This window comes from Mycolicibacterium rhodesiae, from assembly GCF_002086695.1.
Taxonomy (GTDB): domain Bacteria; phylum Actinomycetota; class Actinomycetes; order Mycobacteriales; family Mycobacteriaceae; genus Mycobacterium; species Mycobacterium rhodesiae.
Genome location: NZ_MVIH01000001.1, coordinates 708,946 through 734,240 on the forward strand (window position 1 = coordinate 708,946; position 25,295 = coordinate 734,240).

Annotated in this window: 24 protein-coding genes; 14 read left to right on the forward strand and 10 right to left on the reverse strand. The window is 67.3% G+C overall.

Annotated elements, in window-relative coordinates; all coding sequences use genetic code 11:
- Positions 1-51: 51 nt before the first annotated feature.
- Positions 52-1,290: a cytochrome P450 family protein gene (locus BST42_RS03435; protein ID WP_083117097.1), complete on the reverse strand. Its 1,239-nt coding sequence runs from the start codon at positions 1,288-1,290 to the stop codon at positions 52-54.
- A gap of 164 nt (positions 1,291-1,454) precedes the next feature.
- On the opposite strand from BST42_RS03435, the gene BST42_RS03440 reads away from it, so the two are divergent.
- Positions 1,455-2,210, forward strand: a complete 756-nt coding sequence (locus tag BST42_RS03440) for a YebC/PmpR family DNA-binding transcriptional regulator (protein WP_083117098.1) — start codon at positions 1,455-1,457, stop codon at positions 2,208-2,210.
- Between the two features lie 2 nt (positions 2,211-2,212).
- Here BST42_RS03440 and BST42_RS03445 read toward each other — a convergent pair whose 3' ends face one another.
- On the reverse strand, positions 2,213-4,201 hold the full coding sequence (locus BST42_RS03445) for a molybdopterin-containing oxidoreductase family protein (RefSeq protein WP_083117099.1): 1,989 nt from the start codon (positions 4,199-4,201) through the stop codon (positions 2,213-2,215).
- Positions 4,202-4,243: 42 nt separating this feature from the next.
- On the opposite strand from BST42_RS03445, the gene BST42_RS03450 reads away from it, so the two are divergent.
- On the forward strand, positions 4,244-4,564 hold the full coding sequence (locus BST42_RS03450; protein ID WP_083117284.1) for a hypothetical protein: 321 nt from the start codon (positions 4,244-4,246) through the stop codon (positions 4,562-4,564).
- Here BST42_RS03450 and BST42_RS03455 read toward each other — a convergent pair whose 3' ends face one another.
- The 3 genes from BST42_RS03455 to BST42_RS03465 form a co-directional block, all read right to left on the reverse strand.
- Positions 4,565-4,825 carry a hypothetical protein gene (locus BST42_RS03455; protein ID WP_083117100.1) on the reverse strand — a complete coding sequence of 87 codons (261 nt, stop codon included), beginning with the start codon at positions 4,823-4,825 and terminating at the stop codon, positions 4,565-4,567. It abuts the gene before it with no gap.
- A gap of 88 nt (positions 4,826-4,913) precedes the next feature.
- Positions 4,914-5,519 (reverse strand): TetR/AcrR family transcriptional regulator, encoded by a 606-nt coding sequence (locus BST42_RS03460; protein ID WP_083117101.1) that lies wholly within the window; start codon positions 5,517-5,519, stop codon positions 4,914-4,916.
- Positions 5,516-5,965, reverse strand: a complete 450-nt coding sequence (locus BST42_RS03465) for a cupin domain-containing protein (RefSeq protein ID WP_083117102.1) — start codon at positions 5,963-5,965, stop codon at positions 5,516-5,518. The genes BST42_RS03460 and BST42_RS03465 overlap by 4 nt, the downstream gene beginning before the upstream one ends.
- A gap of 103 nt (positions 5,966-6,068) precedes the next feature.
- Here BST42_RS03465 and ruvC point away from each other — a divergent pair, with 103 nt between their 5' ends.
- From ruvC to BST42_RS03485, 4 genes are read left to right on the forward strand one after another with little or no spacing between them, the layout of a single operon-like run.
- A complete protein-coding gene (gene ruvC, locus BST42_RS03470) occupies positions 6,069-6,641 on the forward strand; it encodes a crossover junction endodeoxyribonuclease RuvC (RefSeq protein WP_083117285.1) in 573 nt (190 codons plus the stop codon).
- Positions 6,638-7,231, forward strand: a complete 594-nt coding sequence (gene ruvA / locus BST42_RS03475; protein ID WP_083117103.1) for a Holliday junction branch migration protein RuvA — start codon at positions 6,638-6,640, stop codon at positions 7,229-7,231. The genes ruvC and ruvA overlap by 4 nt, the downstream gene beginning before the upstream one ends.
- Complete coding sequence (ruvB, locus tag BST42_RS03480; protein ID WP_083117104.1) at positions 7,228-8,292, forward strand: Holliday junction branch migration DNA helicase RuvB; 1,065 nt, start codon at positions 7,228-7,230, stop codon at positions 8,290-8,292. The genes ruvA and ruvB overlap by 4 nt, the downstream gene beginning before the upstream one ends.
- A gap of 11 nt (positions 8,293-8,303) precedes the next feature.
- Entirely contained in the window at positions 8,304-8,687 is a 384-nt protein-coding gene (locus tag BST42_RS03485; protein WP_083117286.1) for a DUF1304 domain-containing protein, read from the forward strand.
- 19 nt (positions 8,688-8,706) lie between these two features.
- Here the strand turns inward: BST42_RS03485 and BST42_RS03490 are convergent, their stop codons facing one another.
- Complete coding sequence (locus BST42_RS03490) at positions 8,707-9,789, reverse strand: GGDEF domain-containing protein (protein WP_165760771.1); 1,083 nt, start codon at positions 9,787-9,789, stop codon at positions 8,707-8,709.
- Between the two features lie 161 nt (positions 9,790-9,950).
- Between BST42_RS03490 and BST42_RS03495 the strand changes: the two genes are divergently transcribed.
- Positions 9,951-10,871, forward strand: coding sequence for an alpha/beta fold hydrolase (locus tag BST42_RS03495; protein WP_083117106.1), 921 nt, complete (start codon positions 9,951-9,953; stop codon positions 10,869-10,871).
- A gap of 71 nt (positions 10,872-10,942) precedes the next feature.
- On the opposite strand, the gene car is transcribed toward BST42_RS03495, so the two are convergent.
- Entirely contained in the window at positions 10,943-14,437 is a 3,495-nt protein-coding gene (gene car, locus BST42_RS03500; protein ID WP_083117107.1) for a carboxylic acid reductase, read from the reverse strand.
- A gap of 225 nt (positions 14,438-14,662) precedes the next feature.
- Here car and BST42_RS03505 point away from each other — a divergent pair, with 225 nt between their 5' ends.
- Positions 14,663-15,352, forward strand: coding sequence for a hypothetical protein (locus tag BST42_RS03505; protein WP_083117108.1), 690 nt, complete (start codon positions 14,663-14,665; stop codon positions 15,350-15,352).
- Between the two features lie 126 nt (positions 15,353-15,478).
- A complete protein-coding gene (locus BST42_RS03510) occupies positions 15,479-15,790 on the forward strand; it encodes a hypothetical protein (RefSeq protein WP_083117287.1) in 312 nt (103 codons plus the stop codon).
- On the opposite strand, the gene BST42_RS03515 is transcribed toward BST42_RS03510, so the two are convergent.
- The 3 genes from BST42_RS03515 to BST42_RS03525 all read right to left on the reverse strand — a co-directional run bounded on the left by BST42_RS03515 (position 15,762) and on the right by BST42_RS03525 (position 19,365).
- Entirely contained in the window at positions 15,762-17,189 is a 1,428-nt protein-coding gene (locus BST42_RS03515) for an aminobutyraldehyde dehydrogenase (protein ID WP_083117109.1), read from the reverse strand. The genes BST42_RS03510 and BST42_RS03515 overlap by 29 nt on opposite strands.
- Complete coding sequence (gene gabT / locus BST42_RS03520; protein WP_083117110.1) at positions 17,186-18,529, reverse strand: 4-aminobutyrate--2-oxoglutarate transaminase; 1,344 nt, start codon at positions 18,527-18,529, stop codon at positions 17,186-17,188. The genes BST42_RS03515 and gabT overlap by 4 nt, the downstream gene beginning before the upstream one ends.
- Positions 18,530-18,678: 149 nt before the next feature.
- The gene (locus BST42_RS03525; protein ID WP_083117111.1) at positions 18,679-19,365 is read right to left on the reverse strand and encodes a nitroreductase family protein; all 687 of its coding nucleotides are present in this window, start codon (positions 19,363-19,365) and stop codon (positions 18,679-18,681) included.
- Between the two features lie 132 nt (positions 19,366-19,497).
- Here BST42_RS03525 and yajC point away from each other — a divergent pair, with 132 nt between their 5' ends.
- From yajC to BST42_RS03550, 5 genes are all read left to right on the forward strand, one after another.
- A complete protein-coding gene (gene yajC, locus BST42_RS03530) occupies positions 19,498-19,833 on the forward strand; it encodes a preprotein translocase subunit YajC (protein WP_083117112.1) in 336 nt (111 codons plus the stop codon).
- Positions 19,834-19,941: 108 nt separating this feature from the next.
- Positions 19,942-21,795, forward strand: coding sequence for a protein translocase subunit SecD (secD, locus tag BST42_RS03535; RefSeq protein WP_083117113.1), 1,854 nt, complete (start codon positions 19,942-19,944; stop codon positions 21,793-21,795).
- Positions 21,796-21,800: 5 nt separating this feature from the next.
- Positions 21,801-23,072 carry a protein translocase subunit SecF gene (gene secF, locus BST42_RS03540; RefSeq protein WP_083117114.1) on the forward strand — a complete coding sequence of 424 codons (1,272 nt, stop codon included), beginning with the start codon at positions 21,801-21,803 and terminating at the stop codon, positions 23,070-23,072.
- 6 nt (positions 23,073-23,078) lie between these two features.
- Positions 23,079-24,740: an ABC transporter substrate-binding protein gene (locus tag BST42_RS03545; protein ID WP_083117115.1), complete on the forward strand. Its 1,662-nt coding sequence runs from the start codon at positions 23,079-23,081 to the stop codon at positions 24,738-24,740.
- Complete coding sequence (locus BST42_RS03550; protein ID WP_083117116.1) at positions 24,722-25,264, forward strand: adenine phosphoribosyltransferase; 543 nt, start codon at positions 24,722-24,724, stop codon at positions 25,262-25,264. The genes BST42_RS03545 and BST42_RS03550 overlap by 19 nt, the downstream gene beginning before the upstream one ends.
- The last annotated feature ends 31 nt before the right edge of the window (positions 25,265-25,295 follow it).

Sequence of the window (25,295 nt, forward strand, 5' to 3'; positions counted from 1 at the left end):
AGATTCGTCGGTCACAGCACCGACAACTCGCACTATCGGTGCGAGCACTGGTCAGCGCAGGCGCATCGGCAGGGATTCCAGGCCCCGCAGCTGAACGATCGGGCGCAGGCGCAGGCTGTTTCGGGGGACCGTGAGCTCGAGGTGGTCGAACCGCTGCAGCAATTGGGTGATCGCGATGCGGCCCTCGAGGCGCGCCAGGTGATGGCCGAGGCAGTAATGGTTGCCGGATGCGAAGGCAAGGTGCTTGTTCGGCGAGCGAGAGAGGTCAAGTTCGTCGGCGTCGGGGAAAACAGACTCGTCGCGATTGGCGGAGATGAGCATGCCGAAGACTCTGCTGCCCTTGGGAATTCGCGTTCCAGAAAACTCCAGGTCTTCCAGTGCCACCCGTGGTGCGCCCACGGCGACAGGCGCGGTGAATCGCAACAGTTCCTCGACACCGTCGTCGATCAACTCGGGCTGGGCCCGCAACCTCGCGAGCTGATCGGGATGGTCGAGCAACGCCACGATGCTGTTCCCGATGAGATTGGACGTGGTGTCGTGCCCGGCGAGCAACAGCAGGAACATCATCGCAATCGCTTCGCGGTCGGTGAGCTTGTCACTGCCGTCCGTGGTGCGAACGAGTTGGGAGATGAGTCCGTCGTCCGGGTCGTCCCGACGCGCCTCCGCGAGGCGTTCGAAGAAAGCTGTCAGCTTTGCCGCGGCGCTGATCATCCCGATCAGACCCCGCGTTCCCTTGGCCGAACTCTCGGTGAGTTTCAGGCACAGGTGGTGAAATTCCTCGAGCTCATGGTCTTTGACCCCGAGCAGTCGTGCGATCACCGTCAGGGGGAACGGAACCGCGAAATCGCTGACCAGATCGACCTCGCCGGCCTGCGCCAACTGCTCGATGAGCTCGCGAGCGATGCCGGTGATGTCGTCGGTCAGGCCGGCCACGAGTTTCGGGGTGAACGCCTTGTGCACGAGTCTGCGCAACCGCTGATGCTCGGGATCGTCCTTGGTCGCCATCGTCTCGGTCAACAACCGGATGGGCTTGGGGATCAACCAGCGCAGCCGCCCGATCCGATCATTGCGCATGACATCGCTGGACAGTCTCGGGTCGGCATGCATGGCGAGGACGTCGTCGTAGCGGGTCAGCATGTATCCCTTGGCCCTCATCCCGGTGGCAAGCGGCGCCCGCACCCGCGATACGGGGGCACTGCGACGTAACTCGGCGTACCGCGGGAAGGGATCGGTAAACATGAGAGGGTCGTCCAGATCGGTGAACGCCAACCGGTCCGCCTGCACTGTCATGCGCATCAATATCGCCCACACCTGCGCGTGTCGGGCCCGATTACGCAATCAACGGGCCCGCGGGGTTCGCAGGGCCCCACAGCCTGGACGGATGAGTCCGGGGTGACCCCCGGCCAGTAGACTCGTCGGGTTACGGCAGAACGGACAGTACGGAGAAGAACCCGATGAGCGGCCATTCCAAGTGGGCTACCACCAAGCACAAGAAGGCCGTCATCGACGCCAAGCGCGGCAAGATGTTCGCCAAGCTCATCAAGAACATCGAGGTCGCGGCGCGCGTCGGCGGCGGCGACCCGGCAGGTAACCCCACCCTGTACGACGCGATCCAGAAGGCCAAGAAGTCGTCGGTTCCCAACGACAACATCGAGCGCGCCCGCAAGCGCGGCGGTGGCGAGGAAGCCGGCGGCGCCGACTGGCAGAACATCACCTACGAGGGTTACGGGCCCAACGGCGTCGCCGTGCTCATCGAATGCCTGACCGACAATCGCAATCGCGCCGCCGGCGAGGTCCGGGTCGCGATGACCCGCAACGGCGGCAACATGGCCGACCCCGGCTCGGTGTCCTACCTGTTCTCCCGCAAGGGAGTGGTGACGCTGGAGAAGAACGGCCTGTCCGAGGACGACGTGCTGCTCGCCGTTCTGGATGCCGGCGCCGAAGAGGTCAACGATCTCGGCGACAGCTTCGAGGTGATCTCCGAGCCGACGGATCTGGTCGCCGTGCGCACCGCGCTGCAGGACGCCGGCATCGACTACGACTCCGCTGATGCCGGTTTTCAGGCGTCGGTGACGGTACCGCTGGACGCCGACGGGGCCCGCAAGATCATGAAGCTTGTCGACGCGCTGGAGGACAGCGACGACGTGCAGGACGTCTACACCAACGCCGACATCCCCGACGACGTGCTCGCTCAGCTCGAGGACGACTGAGTTCAGGCCGGATGAAGGCTGACCGGCACCCCTGAATAACGGGTCATCCCCGTCGCGGGGTCAAGGTCGTCTTTACTCGTCAGCAGGTTGACGTTGGCACCGACGTGCGCGTGCGGGACCGACACCACGCCGCTGCGCACCGACGGGTCCAGTTTCGCGATCCCGGTGAGTTCGCCGTGCTCGGTGCGCACCACCAGCTTCTGGTTGTCGGCAATGCCGGCCGCCGCGGCGTCCTGTGGGCTCAGCAGTATCTCGGGCTGCTCGCCGAGATACTCCAATTGTGCGTTGACTCTTCGTAATTGGCGACGCGGCACCAACACCGGCCCGGCCATGTGGCGTAGGCCGTGCAATTGGTCGATCAGGAGCTGCGGGGCCAGGCGCCAGCCACCGAGGCGCTCGACGTGGCGTTGCATCCATGCCGCGGGCAATTCGCGCTCGGCCTGCGCCCAGCCGGTGGCGACCAGGTCGTCGTAACTCGTGCGGCCGCCGCCGTTGAACTTGGCCACCATCTGTTCGTCGGTCATCGCGGTATCCGCGATGACGTGACCGAGTCGGGCGCCGAGTTCGGCGAGTACCCACCACATCGACCGGCGGTCACCGATCGAGGGCATCACTGCGGGGGTGTGCTGGGCGGAGATTCGCGTACTCATGAAGTCCCACAACGTGACGTCGGGCCGCTCGAGCTGGCCCTTGGTCGGCAGCACGTGAGTGGACAGCGCGGTCGTCTCGGTTGGCAGGATCTCGGTGGTGGCCAGAACGTCGAGTTTCGGCAACGCCGCACGCAACGCATCGGTGGCCGGGAATCCGGTGAGCAGGCTGCCACCGAGGTTGAGCAGCGCGCGAATGTTGCCGGCCTCGATCTCGTCAGGCAGTGCGGCACAGGGCCATTCGCGCATGAAGGCCTTCGTCTCCGGGCGGCTGCGCGGTCCAGGTCTCGACTTGCCCTCGGGCGGCGCGATCGGCAGCTCGAACATCTCCAGCTGATAGCCGTAACCGGGATGGAACCATTCGCCGCCGGGGGTGTTCATCGACCCGGTCAGGATCAGCAGCGCCCACGAAAACCATTGTGTGACATTGCCGCTCGCTGACATGGTGACGCCGGTTCCGGTGTCGATCGCGATATGTCCAGCGGTGCGGACAGCGGTGAGCAGATCGTCGAGATCGGTGGGATCGACGTCGGCCAGCGCGGCGGCATGCTCGCGGGTGAACGGGTCGACTGCGGCAGCCAACAGGTCGAGGTCCTGGACGGTGACGTCGGGATCGGCGCCGTCGCGCAGGATTTCACGCACCAGGAAAGCCAGCACCGCGTAATCGGTGCCGGGGCGGGGCGCGAGATGGCGCGTCGCCAAGCGGGCGGTCTCGGTGCGGCGCGGATCCACGACCCAGAGCTGACCCCGCGCGGCGACGTCGCGAAACAGCCCGCGCGGGTTTGGCATGCATACGGTGTGGCCATGGGAGACAACCGGATTGCTGCCGATCAGAATCACCAGTTCGGCGTTCTCGTAATCCGGTCGCCCGGTCAGCGCGGCGGAGCCGCCCATCAGCTCCGCGACCAGAACCTTGGCGGTGCCATCGATGGTCAATGGACTGAACTTCGCGGGCGTGCCGATCGCGCGGTGCAGCGCCTCGGCGGTGCGATAACCGGCGGCGTCCATGCCGATGCCGGTGCCGAAGTTGACAGCGACCGCTGCCGGACCGTGCTCGGCGATGATGTCGCGCAGCCGGGCGCCGAGGTCGTCGAGGCAGGCCTCCCAGCTGGTTTCGGCCAGCTGCCCGCCGTCGCGCATCATCGGCCGTTCGAGGCGGTCCGGATGGTGATGGATCAGCGGCAGCGCGCGACCCTTCGGGCAGGTGTAGCCGCCGGAGAACGGGTTGTCCCGGTCACCGTGGACGGCCACCACCCGGTCATCGTCGATCTCGACGAGGATGCCGCACACCGACGGGCACACCCGGCAAAAGCTTCGTATCGTGCGGGTACCGCCCGTCGCCATGGAACAGAACCGTACGCTTCGGGCACTGAATCGGAGGTGACCATGTCTCAGCTGACGGAGACCGACCCGGACGGGTCCACCTGGTCGGTGCGTCGCTGGTGGTGGAAGACGATCCCGTGGGAGACCGGCTTCGCCACCCTTGATGCGCTGATCTTCCTGGTCGTGCTGCCGTTCATGCTGCTGTGGCCGTTCTGGCTGCTGGCCAAGTTCGTCGGCGTGCCGTGGACGATCATCATCACGCGCGACGGAACGGAGGTCGGCCGCGAGCAGGTGAAAGGCTGGAAGCGTTCCCGCGCCCGAGTCGCGGAGATCGCCCGGTCGGCCCGCGAGGGGACGCTGACCGAGTTCAGCACCGAGGTCTGATCAGCGCATTCCGTGGCCGGGTCCGTCGTGGAAAATCAGCCCGCCGCCGAGCAGGAACGGATACAGCGTCGGGTACGGCACATCTTGGGGCGAGGCCGTCAGCTGTGCGTTGCCCGGTGTCTCGCATTGGCTGTTGCCGTCGCTGACGACGGTGCAGACCAGGTGTGGATCGTCGGCCGCCGCGGCGACCGGAGCGGCGACGATCGCGCCGGCGATGCCGGTGGCCACGAGGCCGGCGGCGAGACGGATGGTGAATGTCATGATGACTCCTTCGAAACTGAACGTACAGTTTCGAAATGTATAGCGCCCTCGCAGTGGCGGTTAGTCCCATCCGCGCCGGTGAACTGGCTCACCGGGACAGGCCGCGCAACGCCGCGTCGACGATGGCGTCGGCGGCGGCGTCATCCAGCTCCGCGTGGCCGGCCATCAGCCGGTACAGGGCAGGCCCGATGATCAAGTCGATTGCGACCCCGGGATCGATGTCGCCGCGCAGTTCGCCGCGGGCTACGCCGCGCGCCCAGATGGATTCGAGAGCCGCGCGACGCGAACGAATCAGTCCGTCACGCAGCGTTGTGGCGACCTCGGGGTCGAACTGTGCTTCCCCGAACAGTTGCGCGAATACCCGCCCGCTGGGGCCGGAGTAGAACCGGCACAGTCCCCGCAGCCAGACCGTGAAATCCGTTCGTGCCGAACCGGTGTCGGGGTCGGGGGAGTCGGCTTGCAGTTCCGAGAAGAACGCGTCGACCGCGACGCCGTACTTGTTGGGCCACCACTTGTAGATCGTGGCCTTACTGACGCCGCTGCGGGCCGCTATCTGTTCAGTGGTCATCGCCCGCAGACCGAACTCGTGCAGCAACTCCGAGGTCGCGTGGACGACTGCCGACCGGGACTGCTCACTGCGCGGCCGGCCGGCCCTCGGCCGTCCGCGGTCTTCGGTGATGTCGTCGAGGCTCACAGTGGATAGAGCCCCTCCAGGTTGACCACGATGGCCTCCTGCGTGCTGCGCGAGATCACCACAACGGCCGGCTCATCCGGGTCCGGGTTCTCCTCGCGGTGCGGTAGGTGCGGCGGCACGAAGATGTAGTCGCCCGGCTCGGTACTGATCCGCACTTCGCCGACACCGTCATGGAAGACGAACTGCGGGTGGCCGCTGCGCACGAAGATCGCGGTCTCCGAGTCGCCGTGGTGATGGTTGGCCGACGCGACGCCGGGCCCGACGTGGGTCTCGCCCATCCACAGCTTCTCCGACCCGACCGACGCGCCGCTGATCGCGGCGAATCGCTGCATGCCATCGGTCTGACCGGTGCCGCCGTCGAGGTCGCCGGCCCGGATGTGGCGCACCCGATTGCGCACCGGCCTGGTTCCGGACAAGTCGGGATGGAATGCGTCGGGGCCGCCCATGGACCGACCATAACCACGCGCGGGAGACCGCGTGTCCTGACCGCTCCTGTCTGCCCCGCCCGCTACTGTGATCGAACAGCTGTTCGTAGTCGGAAGGCGATCCGTGCGGGTGATGGGAGTCGACCCTGGGTTGACGCGCTGCGGACTCTCGATGATCGAGAGTCGGGGTGGCCGCCAGGTCATTGCGCTGGACGTCGACGTGGTGCGCACGCCATCCGACGAGCCGTTGCAGCGTCGGCTGCTGACCATCAGCGACACCGTTGACCATTGGATGGACACCCACCAGCCCGATGTCGTGGCGATCGAGCGGGTGTTCGCCAACCAGAACGCCAACACCGCGATGGGCACCGCGCAGGCCGGCGGTGTGATCGCACTGGCCGCCGCGCGCCGCGGCATCGACGTGCATTTCCACACCCCCAGTGAGGTCAAGGCGGCGGTCACCGGGAACGGGCGCGCTGACAAGGCGCAGGTCACCACGATGGTCACCCGCATTCTGCAGTTGCAGCAGAAGCCGACCCCGGCGGACGCCGCCGACGCACTGGCCCTGGCGATCTGCCACTGCTGGCGCGCCCCGATGATCGCCCGCATGGCGCAGGCCGAGGCCATGGCCGCCGAACAGAAGCGGGCCTACCAGGCCCGGCTGAAATCGGCGCGCACCCTGAAGGCCGCCACATGATCGCCTCGGTGCGCGGTGAAGTCCTCGACATCGCCCTCGATCACGTCGTGATCGAGGCCGCCGGCGTCGGGTACAAGGTGATGGCCACGCCGTCGACGCTCGCGACGCTGCGCCGCGGCAGCGAGGCCCGGCTGATCACCGCGATGATCGTCCGCGAGGACTCCCAAACCCTGTACGGCTTCGCCGACTCCGATGCCCGCGATTTGTTCTCCACCCTGCTCGGGGTGTCCGGCGTCGGCCCCAAGATTGCGCTGGCGACACTGGCGGTCTATGACGCGACCGCGCTGCGTCAGGCGCTGGCCGACGGTGACGTGACGGCCCTGACCCGGGTGCCCGGCATCGGCAAGCGTGGCGCCGAACGTATGGTGCTGGAATTGCGGGACAAGATCGGCGCGGTCGCCGGTGGTGCGGGCGTGGCCGCGGCGACCGGTCACGCGGTACGCACTCCCGTGGTGGAAGCCCTTGTCGGACTTGGCTTTGCGCTCAAGCAGGCTGAGGAGGCCACCGACAAGGTGCTCGCGGCCGACAGCGAGGCCAACACCTCCTCGGCATTGCGTGCGGCGCTGTCACTACTAGGAAAGACCAAGTGAGCAGGTTCGACGAAGAGGACGACGAGGCCGTCGACCGCGACGTGTCGCCGGCGCTGACCGTCGGCGAAGGAGACGTCGACGCCAGCCTGCGGCCCCGGTCGCTTGGCGAGTTCATCGGTCAGCCGCGGGTGCGCGAGCAGCTGCAGCTGGTCCTCGAGGGTGCCAAGAACCGCGGCGGCACACCGGATCACATTCTGTTGTCCGGGCCGCCGGGGCTGGGCAAGACGTCGCTGGCGATGATCATCGCCGCCGAGCTGGGCTCCGCGTTGCGGGTGACGTCCGGGCCGGCCCTGGAACGCGCCGGTGACCTCGCCGCGATGCTGTCCAACCTGGTCGAGGGTGACGTGCTGTTCATCGACGAGATCCACCGCATCGCCCGGCCCGCCGAGGAGATGCTGTACCTGGCGATGGAGGACTTCCGGGTCGACGTCGTCGTCGGGAAAGGCCCTGGCGCGACGTCGATCCCGTTGGAGGTTGCGCCGTTCACGTTGGTCGGCGCGACCACCCGCTCCGGTGCGCTGACCGGACCGCTGCGGGATCGCTTCGGGTTCACCGCGCACATGGACTTCTATGAGCCGCCCGAACTGGAACGGGTATTGGCCCGCTCGGCCGGAATCCTCGGCATTGAACTGGGTTCTGAGGCCGGCTCCGAAATCGCCCGTCGCTCGCGGGGGACACCCCGCATCGCGAACCGCCTGCTGCGGCGCGTGCGCGACTACGCCGAGGTGCGGGCCGACGGTGTGATCACCCGCGATATCGCCAAGGCCGCGCTGGCCGTCTACGACGTCGACGAGTTGGGCCTGGACCGGTTGGACCGGGCCGTTCTCACCGCATTGACCAAGAGCTTCGGCGGTGGCCCGGTCGGGGTGTCCACCCTGGCGGTTGCGGTGGGGGAGGAAGCGACGACCGTCGAGGAAGTGTGCGAGCCGTTCCTGGTGCGTGCCGGAATGATCGCGCGGACCCCCCGCGGACGAGTGGCCACGCCGCTAGCCTGGACCCACCTCGGTATGGTTGCACCGCCGCGGGCCAGCGGATTCGGTCAGTCCGGCCTATTCGAGTGATGGGAGCTCCGATGGTCATCGCCGCCTTGGTTTTCGCCGGCCTCGCCGCGCTGCTGCACGTCTACATCTTCACGATGGAGTCGCTGACCTGGACGTCGCCGCGCACCCGTAAGACGTTCGGCACCACGGTCGAGGAAGCCGAGACCACCAAACTGATGGCGCTCAACCAGGGTTTCTACAACCTGTTCCTGGCGATCGTCAGTATCGCGGGAATCGTCGCAATCGCGTTGGGGCACACCGGGATCGGTGCTGCTCTGGTGTTCGCGGGCGTCGGTTCCATGCTCGCCGCGGCGGCAGTGCTGCTGGCGTCCGCGCCGGACAAGGCGCGGGCCGCGGTCACCCAGGGGGCGTTCCCGTTGATCGCGGTCGTGCTGTTGGTGATCGCGCTGATCTGAGTCCGCAGGTCCGACCGGACTACGTGGTGCTCTTGGCCCGGTGGCGGGTTTGGTTCCCGCCCGCCCGCTTGGCGTCGTACATTGCGGCATCGGCGGCGTCCACCAGACCGGTGAGCGCCGCGGTCGCGGCGCTGCCGATCTCGGTGAGCGCGATCGATGCGACTCCGACGCTGGCGGTCACCGGGCCGGGTGCAGTCGCGACGGCCGTGCGAAATCGTTCAGCTGCGGCCGCGGCATCGTCGGGCTCGATCAGTTCGGCGATGAGGAATTCCTCGCCGCCGAGACGGGCCACCACCGAATTCATGGCGCTGGCCCGGCGCAGGTTATCCGCTACGGCGACCAGGACCGTGTCGCCGTAGCCGTGGCCGTGGGCGTCGTTGATCTGCTTGAACCCGTCCAGATCGATGAGAATCACGGCCAGCCACTGGGACTGCGGCCGGTCCGCCGCAGCGATCAATTTCAGCGCCGACTCGTCGTAACCGCGGCGGTTGCGCAGCCCGGTGAGCGGGTCGGTGTTCGACATCCGGGCGTCGAGGCTGAGCAGATGCAGGAGCAGCTGACTTCCGAACGGGACGGCAAGCACGGCGATCAGCACACCCAGCACATGTCCGACAGCCATCGCGATGTCACCTGCCGCGGCGATCCGCGCCCCGGCGAGGACGGTGGTGACGAGCGCGTTCAACAGTGTCGCCGCCAACAGTCGACCGGAGTGGTACAGGCCGACGTAGCCGGCGATCGGAGCGAAGGTGGCGCACGCCAACAAGCCCGTGGCCGGTGTCCCGGCAATCAGGCAAGCCAGGGTGACACCCGCGTTCGCGCCGATGGCGAACAGCGCGGATTGCCGGCGGCTCGGCCAACCGACGAGCCAGGTGCACGCGCCGCCGAACGACAACGCCGACATCACGATCGCGGTGGTCCGGTGTACCTGACCCTGCGGACCCGACGGGCTGAACAACATCACCAGGGGGATCGTCCCCAGCACGAAGACGACCGACGCGATCAGGATTCGGCTGAAGCGCTGCAGGTGGCGCGCGGCGAGATAATCGGACAACCAGTCGTATTGGCCGGGTTGGTCCCACCACCGCCGGACCCACGCGGCCATGCCCACGTCTTGATGCATAAGCTCCCGAACCGGCCACAGCCTGCCCCCGGAGACTGTGAGCCTGTGCGCGCAGCTTACTGGCCGGAACGGCAGCCTGCTGGAGAAGGTCGGAGCCATCCCGATCGTGGCTGATAGGGACGGCCGCGGTATACCGTCGCGGGGTGAGGCGATCGCTGGCTTTGCTGATCGTGCTTGTCGTCGTCGCAGCCGGCTGCGCGCGCAGTGCGGCGACTCCGGGAAGCGGGCCCGCGGGGGTGTTCGACATCGGTGACGGCCGGCAACTGTTCGTCCAATGTCAGGGCACCGGATCGCCCACGGTTTTCATCATCCCCGGTAAAGGTAGCTACGCCGAAGCGTGGAACTACATCGTGCCGTGGGATGACCCGATCCGGACTTCGCCCTACGACATCATCCTTGAAGCACAGTTGGCGCCCAGTCCGGATGCGGTGCAACCGGCCGTTGCGAAGACAACGCGAGTGTGCGCGTACGACCGCCCGAACACCCGCTTGGACGGCAACGACCGGTCCACGCCCGGGCCGCAACCTCATCCCGTCCAGCAGGACGTCGACGACGTTGTCGCCCTGATCAACGCTGCCGATCTATCGGGACCGTTCGTGTTCGCCGCACACTCCTACGGCGGCCTTGTACTCGACTTGCTGGCGCGGACACACCCGGATCTGGTGGCGGGCATCGTCATGGTTGACGGGGTGTCTGAGTTTCTGCCCCGCATCGGCACCCCGGAACAGAACAGCGCCTGGGAGCGCGACAGCGCGCAGCCGCCGGAACCCGGCGGGGAAGCAGTGCTCGTGCTCGAAGCGATTGCCGCCATCCAGGATGCAACCGCCCTTCCGCACGTTCCAGCGATCGTCCTCAGTGCCGACAAGTTCGCGCCCCCTGCAGCATTGACGTCGGACAGCTACACGCTGGCCCAGATCCACGAAGCCAACGACATGCTGGGTGCGGCACTGGGCACGTCCAACATCATCGCTCACGGCAGCGGGCACAACATGATGCTGTATCAGCCAAAGTTCGTGGCTGACAACATCATCGGTGTTGTTGACCAGGTCCGGCAGGCACGTTAGCGTCACCCGGCGAAAACAACACCAGGGTCGTCGATCTTCGTTGATCGCGACCCTGGTGTGGACTTCGCGAGTTACAGCAGGCCCAGCAACTGCAAATCGGTGATGTATTTGACGATGACGTCCGCCGAAACGTGCGGAATGTCCTTGTCCGGACCGATCTTCGCGTCCTGCACCGCGGCGCGGAACCGCTCGGTCGGCGCGATCGATCCGCGGACCGGCCGTTCCGGATGCTGGTAATTGTGCAGCAGCGGAAGCAGCGAGTACTGACGCTGCCGGTCGGGCAGTGCCCGCATCGCCGTTTCGAACCGCTGCAACCAGCTGTCGTACTCCGCGATCCGCTGGATCGGGTAGCCGGCTTCGATCAACCAGTCGACGAACTCGTCGAGCCCGACGCCGTCATCGTAGGGATTCATGACGTGGTAGGTCTCGAACCCCTGCGTCACGTGAGCGCCCAGTGTGGAGATCGCCTCGGCGATGAACTCCACCGGCAGGCCGTCGTAGTGTGCGCGTTGGCGGCTGCCGTCGGCTGCGAGTTCGTAGAACGACGCCGGGGCGATGCCGGTTGCCACCAGGCTCAGCATCATCCGGGTGAACATGTCGGGCAGGTTGAGCTGACCGCCGTAGGTGGTGTCGGCAAGGATCATGTCGCAGCGGAACACCGAGACCGGTAGCCCGCACAGATCGTTGGCCTCGCGCAGCAGCACCTCGCCGGCCCACTTGCTGTTGCCGTAACCGTTGGCGTACGAATCGTCGACCGTCCGGGTCGCGCTGATCTCGCGGATGTCGCCGTCCTCGACGAACCGTCCCGGTGCGATTCCCGCACCGACGCCGATCGTCGACACGTAGACGAACGGCTTCAGCTTCGTGGTGAGCGCGATCCGGATGAGCTCGGCGGTACCGACAGCGTTGGGCCCGAACAACTCCCGGTAGGGCAGCACGTGATTGACCAGCGCCGCCGGGTCGACGATCAAGTCGACGGTGTCGGCCAGACGCTGCCACGTCGCCGCATCGAGGCCGAGGTTCTCCTCGCCCTTGTCGCCGGCGATCACCTCGAGATGCTCGGCGGCCAGTTGGCGATAGTGCGCCAGCAGCGTCGGATCACCGCTGTCGAATGTGGCGTCAAGGCGGGCGCGCGCGGAATCGCCATCCTTGGCGCGGACCAGGCAGATCACCTTGCCGTCGACCAGGTCCATCCGCTCGAGCCATTCCAGCGCCAGGTAGCGGCCCAGGAATCCGGTTGCGCCGGTGAGCAATACGGTGCGGATCTCCTTCGCCGGGCCGGGCAGCTGCGGTGCCGCGGCCAGGGTGGCGGCATCGATGAAGCGGTCCAGCGTGAGATCACTGGCATGGGCTTCGGTGGCGTCTGCGCCGTGCACCGAGGCGAATGTCGGTCGCTTGCTGCCCGAGCTGCGCTCGCTCTCGATGTAGCCGGCGATGGCCTGCAGGTCGTTGGCCGGGCTGACGATCACGCCCACCGGCACCTCGATATCGAAGATCTCGTTGAGCAGGTTGGCGAACGTCAACGCCGACAGCGAGTCTCCGCCGAGGTCGGTGAAGTGGGCATCGGGCTGCAGGTCCGCTGCCGCGGCCCCCAACAGCGCGCCGGCGGCGCGGGTGATGGTGGCCAGCGCGGGGGCGTCGGCGCCGCTCTGCCGCAGCGACCGCAGCTCGTCGGCTTGACCCTCGGCGAGATCGACGTAGAGCTGCTCGAGGGCGGAACCGTAGCGTTCCTTCAACCGCGGCCAAGCCAGCTTGCGGATGCCCGTCAGCAGACCGTTCTCGACGGTGAAAGGCGTTGTCTCGACCAAGAAGTCACGCGGGATCTCGTAGGACTGCAGCCGTGCGTTGCGCGCGGCGTCCTGCAGCGAGTCGGCGATCAGCGCCTTGAGCTCGGCGGCGTCGTGGCCGGCGGCGGCTTCGGCGGTCGGAACGACGACGGCCAGCAGGTAGGGCCGGGCGCTGTTGCCGTACAGGTAGATCTGGTGCACCAGCGGGCTGCGCCCGAACGCGGCCTCCAGCTTGGAGACCGTGACGAACTCACCCTGCGACAGCTTGAGCACGTTGTTGCGCCGGTCCACGTACCGCAGATGGTCGGGCGCGGTCTCGGCGACGATGTCGCCGGTTCGGTAGAAGCCGTCCTCGTCGAACATCGCCGCGGTGACCTCGGGACGCTTGTAGTAGCCCGGGAACAGTTGCGTCGACTTGACCAGCAGCTCGCCGCGCGGATGCGGCAGATCGGTGCCGAAATACCCCAGCTCCGGCACGTCGATGAGCTTGTAGTCGGTCACCGGGGGGCGGCGCACCACACCGTCGACGAACACCGCGCCGGCCTCGGTGGAGCCGTAGCCCTCAACGAGGTGCATGTCCAGGAACGTCTCCACCCATTCCTTGAGTTCCGGTGCGATCGGCGCCGAGCCGGTGAGGGCGGAGACGAACCGGCCACCGAGCAGGCTTACCCGCTTGTCCGCCAGCACCTCGGCCTCGGTGGCCTCGCCCCCACGGCGGTCGACCTCGCTCTGCACTTCCTGATGGATCATGTCCCACACTCGGGGAACCAGGTTCAGCTGTGTCGGCCGGGTCAGAGCCAAGTCGTCGAGGAACGTCGACAGGTCGGGCCGTGCGGCGAAATAGACTGTGCCTCCGGTGCTCAACGCGCCGTACAGCGCGCCGCGGCCCATCACATGGCTCATCGGCATGAAGCTCAGCACGATCGATGGGTAGGCGCCCTGCTTGTCGTCCCAATGCGCGGCCGCTGCCAGCCACATGTCGGCGACTTTGGACGCCGGGTACATCGCACCCTTCGGGGCGCCCGTGCTGCCGGAGGTGTAGATCAGCAGCGCCAGCGGGTCTTTCCCGGCTTCGCTGGCGTGGACCGCGGATCCACTTGCGCCACGGCCGATCTCGTCGGTCAGGGTGGTGACGGCGACGTCGGTTCCGGTCAGGCGTTCCCGTGCGGCAGCCACCGCGTCACGCTGATCATCGACCTCCGGGCGAAAATCGAAGACCACAAGCCGTTTCGGTGCCGGTCCCGCCTGGATGAGCTCGACGGCGTCATCGAGGTTGTCGATGCTCGACGCGATCACCACAGGTTCGGTCTCGGCGATGATCGGCGTCAGCGCGGCTGCGCCTGCACTGGTCTGTAGCGGCACGGATACCGCGCCCAGCTGCGTCAGTGCGAGGTCGATGATCGTGTAATCGACGCTCGTGAAACCGAGGATGGCCACGCGGTCGCCCACGGCGACGGTCTCGGCGGACCAGGCGCCGGCGACGGCCTGCACCCGATCCCAGAGCTGGCGATAGGTGATGGTGTCGAACGCCTGCGTCAGTTCGGCGGTGGTGCGTCCGGTGTTCGGATCCTCGACGAACTGCACCGCCCGCTGGCCCACTGCGGGGCGGTCGGCGTAGCCGTCGAAAACGGTCTTGATGACGGCGGAAAGAGGCAAGCCGGGTTGGCTGGCGGCCGCGGTCACCGCCGGGTCGGGTGCGGCCGCGCCGAACTGTGGGTCGGTGGCGTACAGATTGGCAACGCGCTGCTCAAACCGGGCTTCGCGAGTATCAGTCGGCATGACGAAACTCCATCAACGAACTAGACAAAGAAGATTGGCCGGCGCCTCGTTGCGCCCAAATTAAACTACGTTAGCGAAACTAACGTTATTCCTCGGTCACGGTCGATGCTAGGAACCGGTCCTGTGAACTTGCTCTCTGTCCGGCCTCCCAGCTCCGTTAGAGGCGTGCGACACGCGGGTATCCGACGCACATCTCGGGACACACCCTTGAGTCAAGGAGGCGTCATGAAAGACGTAGACACCCGCCTGGATCCGCGTGCCGGCCGGATGGAGATCGCCCGCAGCCGGGGCGCGGCCAGTGGATTTCTGCTCGTACTGCTGGGGCTCTGGGGAGCGCTGATTCCGTTCGTCGGACCGTACTTCGATTTCGCCTACGACCCGGACACGCCATTGACCTGGACCGCGGCCCGCGGCTGGCTCGAGGTCCTGCCCGGCGCCGTCGCAGTCGTCGGCGGGCTGCTGTTGTTGATGTCACGTAACCGGGCCACCGCTCTGCTCGGCGGCTGGCTGGCCGTCATCGCCGGCACCTGGTTCGTAGTGGGCCGGCTCTTCGCCGGCCCATGGGGTCTCGGCGACGTCGGCGCACCGGTGGCAGGCAGCGCTGCCGGGCAGGTCGCGCTGGAGCTGGCGTTCTGGAGCGGCCTCGGCGCACTGATCATCTTCTTCGGCGCGATGGCATTGGGTCGGGTGTCGGTGCACAGCGTGCGCGACGTGCGCTACGCGACGCGCCCGGTGGTCACCGAGCCCGTTGCTGCTGAGCCGGTTGAACCGGCGCCCGCGACGGTCACGGCGAATGAGCCTGTGATCGAGGGGCATCACCGCCGCGCCACCGACGTGGTCGAGGAGGAGAGGCCCCGTCGTCGCGGTTTGCGTGACATGTTCGGCGGTTCGCGCCGAACGCCGGTCTCGCACTAAGAAATTCGGTTGACCGCCGCCCGTCGCCCATCAGGTGCGGCGGGTGGCGCGCGTAACCGATGTCGCTGTGCGATATGCACCACATCGGTGCTGGGATTCGGCGGCATTCGGGACACAGTGGTAGTCATGGCCGCAACGTTCGTTCCCGACGCCGACTTCATCCGGATAGTCGAGATCTGCACCGCTCTGGGTGTGCCGGACGATGATCGGGTGCTGTTCTGGCGGTGGGCCGACGAACTGCCCGGCGGCCGGGCTGTCGACGAATTCAATTGCTACATCGACGTTCTCATCGCCGAACGGTGCCGACGGCCGACGGACGACGAACTGGGCCGGCTGGTTGTGTCAGGCCTGACCGACGACGAGATCCGCCGCCGGGTCGCCGACCTGGTCACGGAACGCGACGCGCCACTCAGCCGGTGTAGGCCATCACGTGCTTGATGCGGGTGTAGTCCTCAAGTGAGTACATCGACAGATCTTTGCCGTGGCCTGACGACTTGAAGCCACCGTGCGGCATCTCGGCGACCAGGGGGATGTGTGTGTTGATCCAGACGCACCCGAAGTCCAGCGCGTTGGACACCCGAAGTGCCCGCGACACGTCTGACGTCCACACCGACGAGGCCAGGCCGTACTCCACGCCGTTGGCCAAGCGAAGGGCTTCGTCCTCGTCTGCGAAGGACTGCACGGTGATCACCGGCCCGAAGATCTCCTCCCGGACGTGCCGGTCCTCCTGGCGCAGGCCGCCGATCACAGTTGGCTCGATGTAGAAACCCTTGTCGCCCTGACGTTTGCCGCCCGCAGCGACAGTCGCGTGAGCCGGAACGTCGGACAGGAACCCCAGCACCCGGTCGAGTTGATCGGTGTTGTTGACCGGTGGCACCCAGGCATCTTCGTCGTCGGCGGCCCGCCCGAAAGTCGTGGCCGCGGCGTTGGCCTGTTCGGCCAGTGCGGCGGTGAGGTCCTCGGCGACGCCCGCGCGGGCCAGCACCCGGGTGGCCGCGGTGCAGTCCTGGCCGGCGTTGAAGTATCCGGCCGTCGCGATTCCCTCTGCGGCGGCGGCGATGTCGGCGTCGTCGAACACGATCACCGGCGCTTTGCCGCCGAGCTCGAGGTGAGTGCGTTTGAGGTGGCCGCCGGCACTGACCGCGACCGCCCGCCCCGCGGCGACGGATCCGGTGATCGACACCATCTGCGGGGTCGGATGCGCGACGACGCCGGCACCGGTAACCCGGTCCCCGCACACGACGTTGAGCACGCCGGGCCCGAAGTGCCTGGCGGCGATCTCGGCCAGCATCACTGTGGTGACGGGGGTGGTGTCACTCGGTTTGAGCACGACGGTGTTGCCGGCGGCGATGGCGGGGCAGAACTTCCAGATCGCCATCATCATCGGGTAGTTCCAGGGCGCGACCTGCCCGATCACCCCGACCGGCTCACGACGGATCCACGAGGTGTGGTCGGCCAGGTATTCGCCCGCCGACTTGCCCTCCAGGATCCGTGCAGCACCGGCGAAGAACCGGATCTGGTCGACCATCGGGGGGATCTCTTCGGCCATCGTGATGTGGAGGGGCTTACCGGTGTTGCGCCCCTCGGCGGCAACCAGGCTTTCCGCATGCTTTTCGACGTCGTCGGCGAAATCGAGCAGCGCCTTCTGGCGCTGCGAGGGCGTGGTGCGCTTCCAGTCGGCGAACGCCCGGCCGGCCGCGGCGTATGCGGTGTCGATGTCCTGTTCATTGGAAATCGGTGCGGTGCCGTATTTTTCGCCGGTGGACGGGTCGACGATCGGCATCGTCGCCCCGCTCACCGAGTCGACCAGCTGGCCGTCGATGAAGTTCTGAGTCATCGCAGGCCGGCGAGAATCTCAGCCAGTACGTCGAGTCCCTCGGTCAGCAGCTCATCGCTGATCGCCAACGGCGGCAGGAAACGCAGCACATTGCCGTATGTGCCACACGTCAGCACCACCACGCCCTGGGCGTGCGCCGTGGCCGCCAGCTTCTTGGCGAGGTCCGGATCTGGTTCGGCGGTACCGGATTTCACCAACTCGACGGCGATCATTGCGCCGCGGCCGCGGACATCACCGATGCGGTCGTCGTCGGCCTGCATCCGGCCGAGCTTGTCCTTCATCACCGCTTCGATCTGCTTGGCCCGATCCACCAGGCCGTCGAGTTCGATGGTCTCGATGGTGGCCAGCGCGGCCGCGCAGGCCAGGGGATTGCCGCCGTAGGTGCCACCGAGACCGCTGACGTGCGGGGCGTCCATGATTTCGGCGCGCCCGGTCACCGCCGAGAGCGGCAGACCGTCGGCGATGCCCTTGGCTGTCACGATCAGATCCGGCTCGATGCCCTCGTCCTCGCAGGCGAACATGGTGCCGGTGCGGGCGAACCCGGTCTGGACCTCGTCGGCGATGAACACCACGTTGTTCTCCGAACACCACGCCCGCAGTGTCGGCAGGAACCCGGGGGCGGGGACGATGAAGCCGCCCTCACCCTGGATCGGCTCGATGATCACCGCGGCCAGATTGGCCGCGCCGATCTGTTTGTCGATGATGTTCAGCGCCCGCTCGGCGGCCAGTTCACCGTCGGTGGCCCATTCCTTGTCGATCAGCCCGTCGCGGTAGGGATAGGAGAGTGGGGCGCGGTAGATCTCGGGGGCGAACGGGCCGAACCCGCTCTTGTAGGGCATCGACTTCGCGGTCAGGGCCATCGTCAGATTGGTGCGCCCGTGGTAGGCGTGGTCGAAGGCCACCACCGCGGTCTTGCGCGTGTAGGAACGCGCGATCTTGACCGCGTTCTCCACGGCTTCGGAGCCGGAGTTGAACAATGCCGAGCGCTTCTCGTAGGAGCCCGGGGTAAGCCGGTTGAGGTGCTCGGCGACGGCGACATACTCCTCATAAGGCGTCACCATGAAGCAGGTGTGGGTGAAGTCGGCGACCTGCGCCTGCACGGCTTCGACCACCCGCGGCGACGCGTTGCCGATCGTCGTGACCGCGATGCCCGAGCCGAGATCGATCAAGCGGTTGCCGTCGACGTCTTCGATGATCCCGCCGCCGGCCCGCGCGGTGAAGACGGGCATCGTGACGCCGACGCCGTGCGACACCGCGGCGACCCTGCGCTTGCTCAGTTCGATGGACTCGGGGCCCGGAATCTCGGTGACGAGTTTGCGGCTCTGCTCGAGGGTGGTCACTTTCGGTCTCCTAGACGAGTGGCTGGCGCGACGAGGGCACATCGAGCCTAGTCGCGTAACAGCGCGATGCAACTGAAAACTTATCCCCAGGGGGCATCGAACGATGGATTGCGTCGCCTAGAGCGACTGAATCAACGCAATCAGTCGGATCAAACAGCGGGAAAGGGTGTGCCGTCGAGCCGGTCGATCGTGGCGAATGATGCCACCGGCTGGCGGGTCAGCCGTTTGACCTGGCGAACCGGATGGCCGAGCGCGATCACCGCGGCCAGTACCAACGGTCCCTCGGCGCCGAGTAGCCGCTTGACCTCGTCTTCTTCCCTGATCAACATCGTGGTCAGCACGCCGCCGAGCCCTTCCGCGCGGGCGGCCAGCAGGATGCTCCAGGCGAAGGGATAGACCGAAGCGCCGCCGGCCAGGGAATAGCGGTCGAGGTCTCGGTCGACCGCGGCCAGCTGGGACAGGTCGGCGAACAGCGCCAACAGAACCGGAACCTCGTCGAGGTGGGCGGCCAATCCGCTTGCCGCAGCCTGCTCGGCCTGTGCGGTGCCAGCGGCCAGGGCCGACGTTTCGGCAGCGGGATCGTTGACCGGCGACCACGGCCGCAGACCGGCCCCGGTGAGGGCCAGATACTCCACCCACGGCTGTCGATACAGGTCGCGTAGACGGGTGCGGATCTGCGGATCCTTGACCACGACCAGGCGCCAGGCCTGCGCATTGGCCCCGCTGGGGGCGAAGCGCGCAGTGTCGAGGATGCGCGCCAGGACCGCGTCGTCGACCGGCGCGTCGGTGAACTCGCGCACCGACCCGGTGCTGCGCAGGGCATCAATCAGGTCCATCCGACCATCTTCCACCGGCGGTGCCGGTCCACGCCGGACCGGCGCAATGGCAGACTGGTCAGCTATGAACCCCGTGACCTGACGGTCGCGGCGCGCTGAACCCGGCATCCGATACGAAAGAATTGTTCCGCCATGGACCTGCTCGTCTTCCTGCCCCTGATCATCATCATGGGCGCATTCATGTACTTCGCCTCCCGGCGCCAACGCAAGGCCATGCAGGCCACCATCGACTTGCACGAGTCGTTGACCGTCGGCGACCGGGTACACACCACCTCCGGTCTTCAGGCCACGATCACCGGAATCACCGACGACACCGTCGACCTCGAGATCGCGCCCGGCGTCGTGACCACCTGGATGAAGCTCGCCATCCGCGACCGCATCGAGGACGAGGCCGACGACGCCGCCGACGAGACAAGTGAGGCCACCGAGCTCACCGAGTCCGACGCGGACCGCCTGACCAAAGACTGATCGCCAGGCTCGGCACGTACCCTCTAGCGGGAGTTGAAGAGGACCGCATCCGCGGGACGCGGCACGACGACCCAGCGGGTCGCGCACAAACCTAGGAGAGACAACAACGTGGCATCGTCTTCGGCGCCGGTGCATCCCTATCGATGGCTGGCGCTGTTCCTGGTCTTGCTCATCGGGGTGTACCTGCTGGTCTTCCTCACCGGAGACAAACGCTCCAGCCCCAAGCTGGGCATCGACCTGCAGGGTGGAACCCGCGTCACCCTGACAGCGCGCACCCCGGACGGCTCCCGTCCCACCCGTGATGCGTTGAACCAGGCTCAGCAGATCATCGGTGCCCGCGTCAACGGCCTTGGCGTGTCGGGGTCCGAAGTCGTGATCGACGGCGACAACCTCGTCATCACCGTTCCCGGTAACGACGGCAACGAGGCCCGCAACCTCGGTCAGACCGCCCGGCTGTTCATTCGGCCGGTGATCGGCCAGCCGATCCCGGTCGAAGCCATCAAGCAGCAGATGCAGGCGGCGGGCGTGCCCGGCGCCGGTGGCCCCGGAGGTCCGGTGCCCGCACCGGCACCCGGAGCGCCGGCACCCGGCGCAGCACCGCCAGGAGCGCCGGCGCCCGCAGCCCCGCCTCCCGCGGCCGGTGAGCCGGCCGCCCCACCGCCGGCGGCACCTGCGCCCGCGCCGCAGCCACGCCCCTACCCGGAAGAGCCTGCGCCGTCACCGACCCCCGCACCGCCCGCTCCTGCGCCTGCGCCGGGACAGCCGCCGACAGCGGCCCCGACTCCGCCCGCTCCCGGGCAGCCAGCCCCGCCTGCGGCGCCGGCCCCGCCGGACCCGCGCAAGGACCTCGCGGCGCGCATCAGCTTCGAGAAGCAGCTGCGGCAGAGCACCAACCAGAACCTGTTGCTGATCGCGGTGCAGTACATGGCGGGCAGGTGCGACCAGCCTGACATCCTGGCCGGTAACGACGACCCGAATTTGCCACTGGTCGCGTGCTCGCAGGACCACAAGTACATCTACGTGCTGGACAAGTCGATCATCAGTGGCGACGAGATCAAGGACGCGTCCTCCGGCTTCGACCAGCAGAGCGGCGCCTACGTCGTCAACGTGGAGTTCAAGGACAAGGCGTCCACCACGTGGGCGGATTTCACCGCCGCCAACATCGGCACCCAGACCGCGTTCACGCTGGACTCGCAGGTGGTCAGCGCCCCGCAGATCCGCGAGGCCATCCCCGGCGGGCGCACCCAGATCAGCGGCGGCAACCCGCCCTTCACCGCCGACACCGCCAAACAACTCGCCAACGTCCTGAAATACGGATCACTCCCGTTGTCCTTCGAGTCGTCGGAGGCCGAAACCGTCTCGGCGACACTGGGATTGGCGTCGCTTCGGGCGGGCCTGATCGCGGGTGCGATCGGCCTGGGGCTGGTGCTGCTGTACTCGCTGCTCTACTACCGGGTGTTGGGACTGTTGACCGCGCTGTCGCTCGTCGCGTCCGGCGCCATGGTGTTCGGCATCCTGGTGCTGCTCGGCAGATACATCAACTACACCCTCGACCTGGCCGGTATCGCAGGTCTGATCATCGGTATCGGCACGACCGCCGACTCGTTCGTGGTGTTCTTCGAGCGCATCAAGGACGAGATCCGGGAAGGGCGTTCGTTCCGCTCGGCGGTGCCGCGCGGTTGGGCTCGTGCCCGTAAGACGATTCTGTCCGGCAACGCGGTCACCTTCCTGGCTGCCGCGGTGCTGTACTTCCTCGCCGTCGGCCAGGTGAAGGGCTTCGCGTTCACCCTCGGGTTGACAACGATTCTCGACGTCGTCGTGGTGTTCTTGGTGACCTGGCCGATGGTGTATCTGGCGTCGAAGTCGCCGACGATGGCCAAACCGGCGTTCAACGGTCTCGGTGCGGTCCAGCAGATCGCCCGAGAACGGCGAGCCGCCGCCACTGCGACGGGACGGAGGTAACTCCCATGGCTGACAAAACCACTGAGGACGCTGCAGACGTCACCGAATCCTCCGCCGTCGAAGCACCCGATCTGGAAGCAACCGGCGCAGGCGCGCCCAGGCACGGCTTCTTCGTCCGTCTCTACACCGGCACCGGTGCCTTCGAGGTCATCGGCAAGCGCAAGCTCTGGTATGCGATCAGCGGGCTGATCGTCCTGGCCTGCGTCGCGAGCATCGTGTTGAAGGGCTTCACCTTCGGCATCGACTTCCAGGGCGGCACCAAGGTCGGCATGCCGGTCGCCGGGCAGAACGGCACCGCGACCGTCCAGCAGGTGGAAGACGTCTTCTCCAAGACGCTGGGCCGGGCGCCGGAGTCGGTCGTGCTGGTCGGCAACGGCAGCTCGGCCACCGTGCAGATCCGCTCGGAGGCGCTGACCAATCAGCAGACCGAGCAGTTGCGCGACGCGCTGTTCGAGGCGTTCAAGCCGAAAGCCGGCAACGGGCAGCCCGACAAGTCGACGATCAGCGACTCGGCCGTCTCGGAGACCTGGGGTGACCAGATCACCAAGAAGGCGCTGATCGCGCTCGCGGTGTTCCTGGTGCTCGCGGCGATCTACATCACCTTCCGCTACGAGCGCTACATGGCGATCTCGGCGTTGCTCACGTTGGTGTTCGACCTCGTCGTCACGGCGGGCGTGTATTCGATCGTCGGCTTCGAGGTCACGCCTGCGACGGTGATCGGCCTGCTCACGATTCTGGGGTTCTCGCTCTACGACACGGTCATCGTGTTCGACAAGGTTGAGGAGAACACCGAAGGGTTCGACCTGACCGCGCGGCGAACATTCGCCGAGCGGGCGAACCTGGCCGTCAACCAGACCTTCATGAGATCGATCAACACCAGCCTCATCTCGGTGCTGCCGATCGTGGCGCTGATCGTCGTCGCGGTGTGGCTGCTCGGCGTCGGCACACTGATGGACCTGGCGCTGGTGCAGCTGGTCGGCGTGATCGTCGGGACCTACTCGTCGATCTTCTTCGCCACCCCGTTGCTGGTGTCGCTGCGCGAACGCACCGACCGGGTGCGCACCCACAATCGCCGGGTGGCCAACCGCCGCAAGCCGTCGGCGACGGCCAGCGACGTCGTCACCGGCGGAGCCGCGGATCTGGACGAGGCCGCCGACGCGGTCCCGGCCGAAGCGGCAATCGGGGGGACTCCCTCGGTCGGCAACAAGCCCACGCCGGGTGCCCGTCCGGCCCGCCCGGGCCGGCCGACGGGCAAACGTAGCCCCCGCGGGCGATAGCGCGCCATGGCAGTCGGGCGTCGGCGCGCCGCCGCTGTCGCAGTGGCCGCTGTCCTGGGGGTGCTCGCGCCGAGCGCCCTGACGTCGTGTTCGGGTAGCCCCGCGGATCAGATCAACTACGCCGTCGACGGCATGCTGCTCACCTACAACACCAACACGGTGCGCGGCGCGGCCTCGGCGGGACCGCAGGCCTTCGCGCGGGTGCTCACCGGGTTCAATTTCCACGGGCCCGACGGCCAGGTGCTGGCCGATCACGACTTCGGCTCGGTGTCGGTGGTGGGCCGCGATCCGCTGGTGCTGGACTACCAGATCGCCGACAACGCCGTGTACTCCGACGGCAAGCCGGTCACCTGTGACGACATGGTGCTGGCGTGGGCGGCGCAGTCCGGGCGGTTCCCGGCGTTCGACGCCGCCAGCCGTGGCGGCTACCTGGACATCGACAGCATCGACTGTCAGCCGGGTCAGAAGAGGGCCCGCGTCACCTACTTTCCTGGCCGGGCCGTCACCGACTACCTGCAGCTGTTCACCGCCACCTCGATGATGCCGTCGCATGTGCTCGGCGACGTCCTGGGCATCGACATCACCCGGACCATCCAGGCCGGCGACCCCGCCGCCATCGACCGCATCGCGCAGGCATGGAACTCGGTATGGGATCTCAAGCCCGGCCTCAGTGCCGACGACCTCAAACGCTTCCCGTCGTCCGGGCCGTACAAGATCGACGCCGTGCTGCCGGAAGGCGCGGTGGTACTCACCGCCAACGACCGCTGGTGGGGCGCCAAGCCGATCACCAAGCGGATCACCGTGTGGCCGCGCGGCGTCGACGTACAGGACCGGATCAACAGCGGCACGTTCCAGGTGGTCGATGTGGCCACCGGATCGTCGGGCACGTTGACGACCCCCGACGGCTACGACCGCCGCGAGCTGCCGTCCGGCGGGATCGAGCAGCTGATCTTCGCCCCGGACGGTCCACTGGCCGCGACGCCGGCCCGCCGGGCGGTGGCGCTGTGCACCCCGCGCGACCTGATCGCGTTGAACGCCGAGGCGCCGATCTCGAATGCCCGCCTCAACCCTGCCAGCGACGACGCGTTCAGCGGTATCGAAGGCGTGGCGATCGGCCCTCAGTTCGGTGCGGCCAACCCCGACGCCGCCCGGGATGCGCTCGGCGGCCAGCCACTGACCGTGCGGATCGGCTACCAGGCGCCCAACCCGCGACTGGCGGCCACCGTCGGTGCGATCACCAAGTCGTGCGCGGCCGCCGGCATCACCGTCGTCGATGCGACGTCGCAGTCGGCAGGCCCGCAGGCGCTGCGTGACGGCCAGCTCGACGTCCTGCTGGCCAGCACCGGCGGCGCGACCGGCAGCGGCTCGACCGGATCGTCGGCGCTGGACGCCTACACCCTGTTCGCCGGCGACGGCAACAACCTGCCGCGGTACTCCAATCCGCAGATCGACGGCATCATCTCGGCGCTGGCCATCACGTCCGATTCGAAGGAACAGGCCAGGTTGCTGACCGACAGTTCGCCCATCCTGTGGGGCGACATGCCCACCCTTCCGCTGTACCGTCAGCAGCGCACGGTGCTGGTGTCGAAGAAGATGTACGCCGTCGAGGGCAATCCGACCAAGTGGGGCGCGGGTTGGAACATGGACAGATGGGTGTTCGAGAAATGACGGCTTCGGTCACCGACGTCCTCAAGGCGCTCACCCGCGAGGTGCCCGACTTCCCGGAGCCGGGTATCCAATTCAAGGACCTCACCCCGGTGCTGGCCGACCCACACGGGCTGGCCGTCATCACCGCGGCGATGGCCGAAATCGCCGAAGGTGCCGATCTGGTGGCAGGCATCGATGCCCGCGGATTCCTGCTCGGCGGCGCGGTCGCCCACCGGCTCGGTATCGGTGTGCTGGCCGTCCGCAAGGGCGGAAAACTGCCTCCGCCGGTGCACAGCGAGACCTACACGCTCGAATACGGCACGGCCACATTGGAGATCCCGGCTGAGGGGATCGAGCTGGCTGGTCGCCGCGTCGTCATCATCGACGACGTGCTCGCCACCGGCGGAACCCTGGCCGCGGCACGTGCACTGCTGGCCGCAAGTGGTGCGGAGGTGCCCGCTGCCGCGGTGGTGCTGGAACTGCCTGGGCTCGGCGGGCGCGAGAAGGTCGCGCCGCTGCAGGTGACCAGCCTGCAAACCATCTGAGCCAGGTTAATTCGCCGCGCTGCCGTGTGGC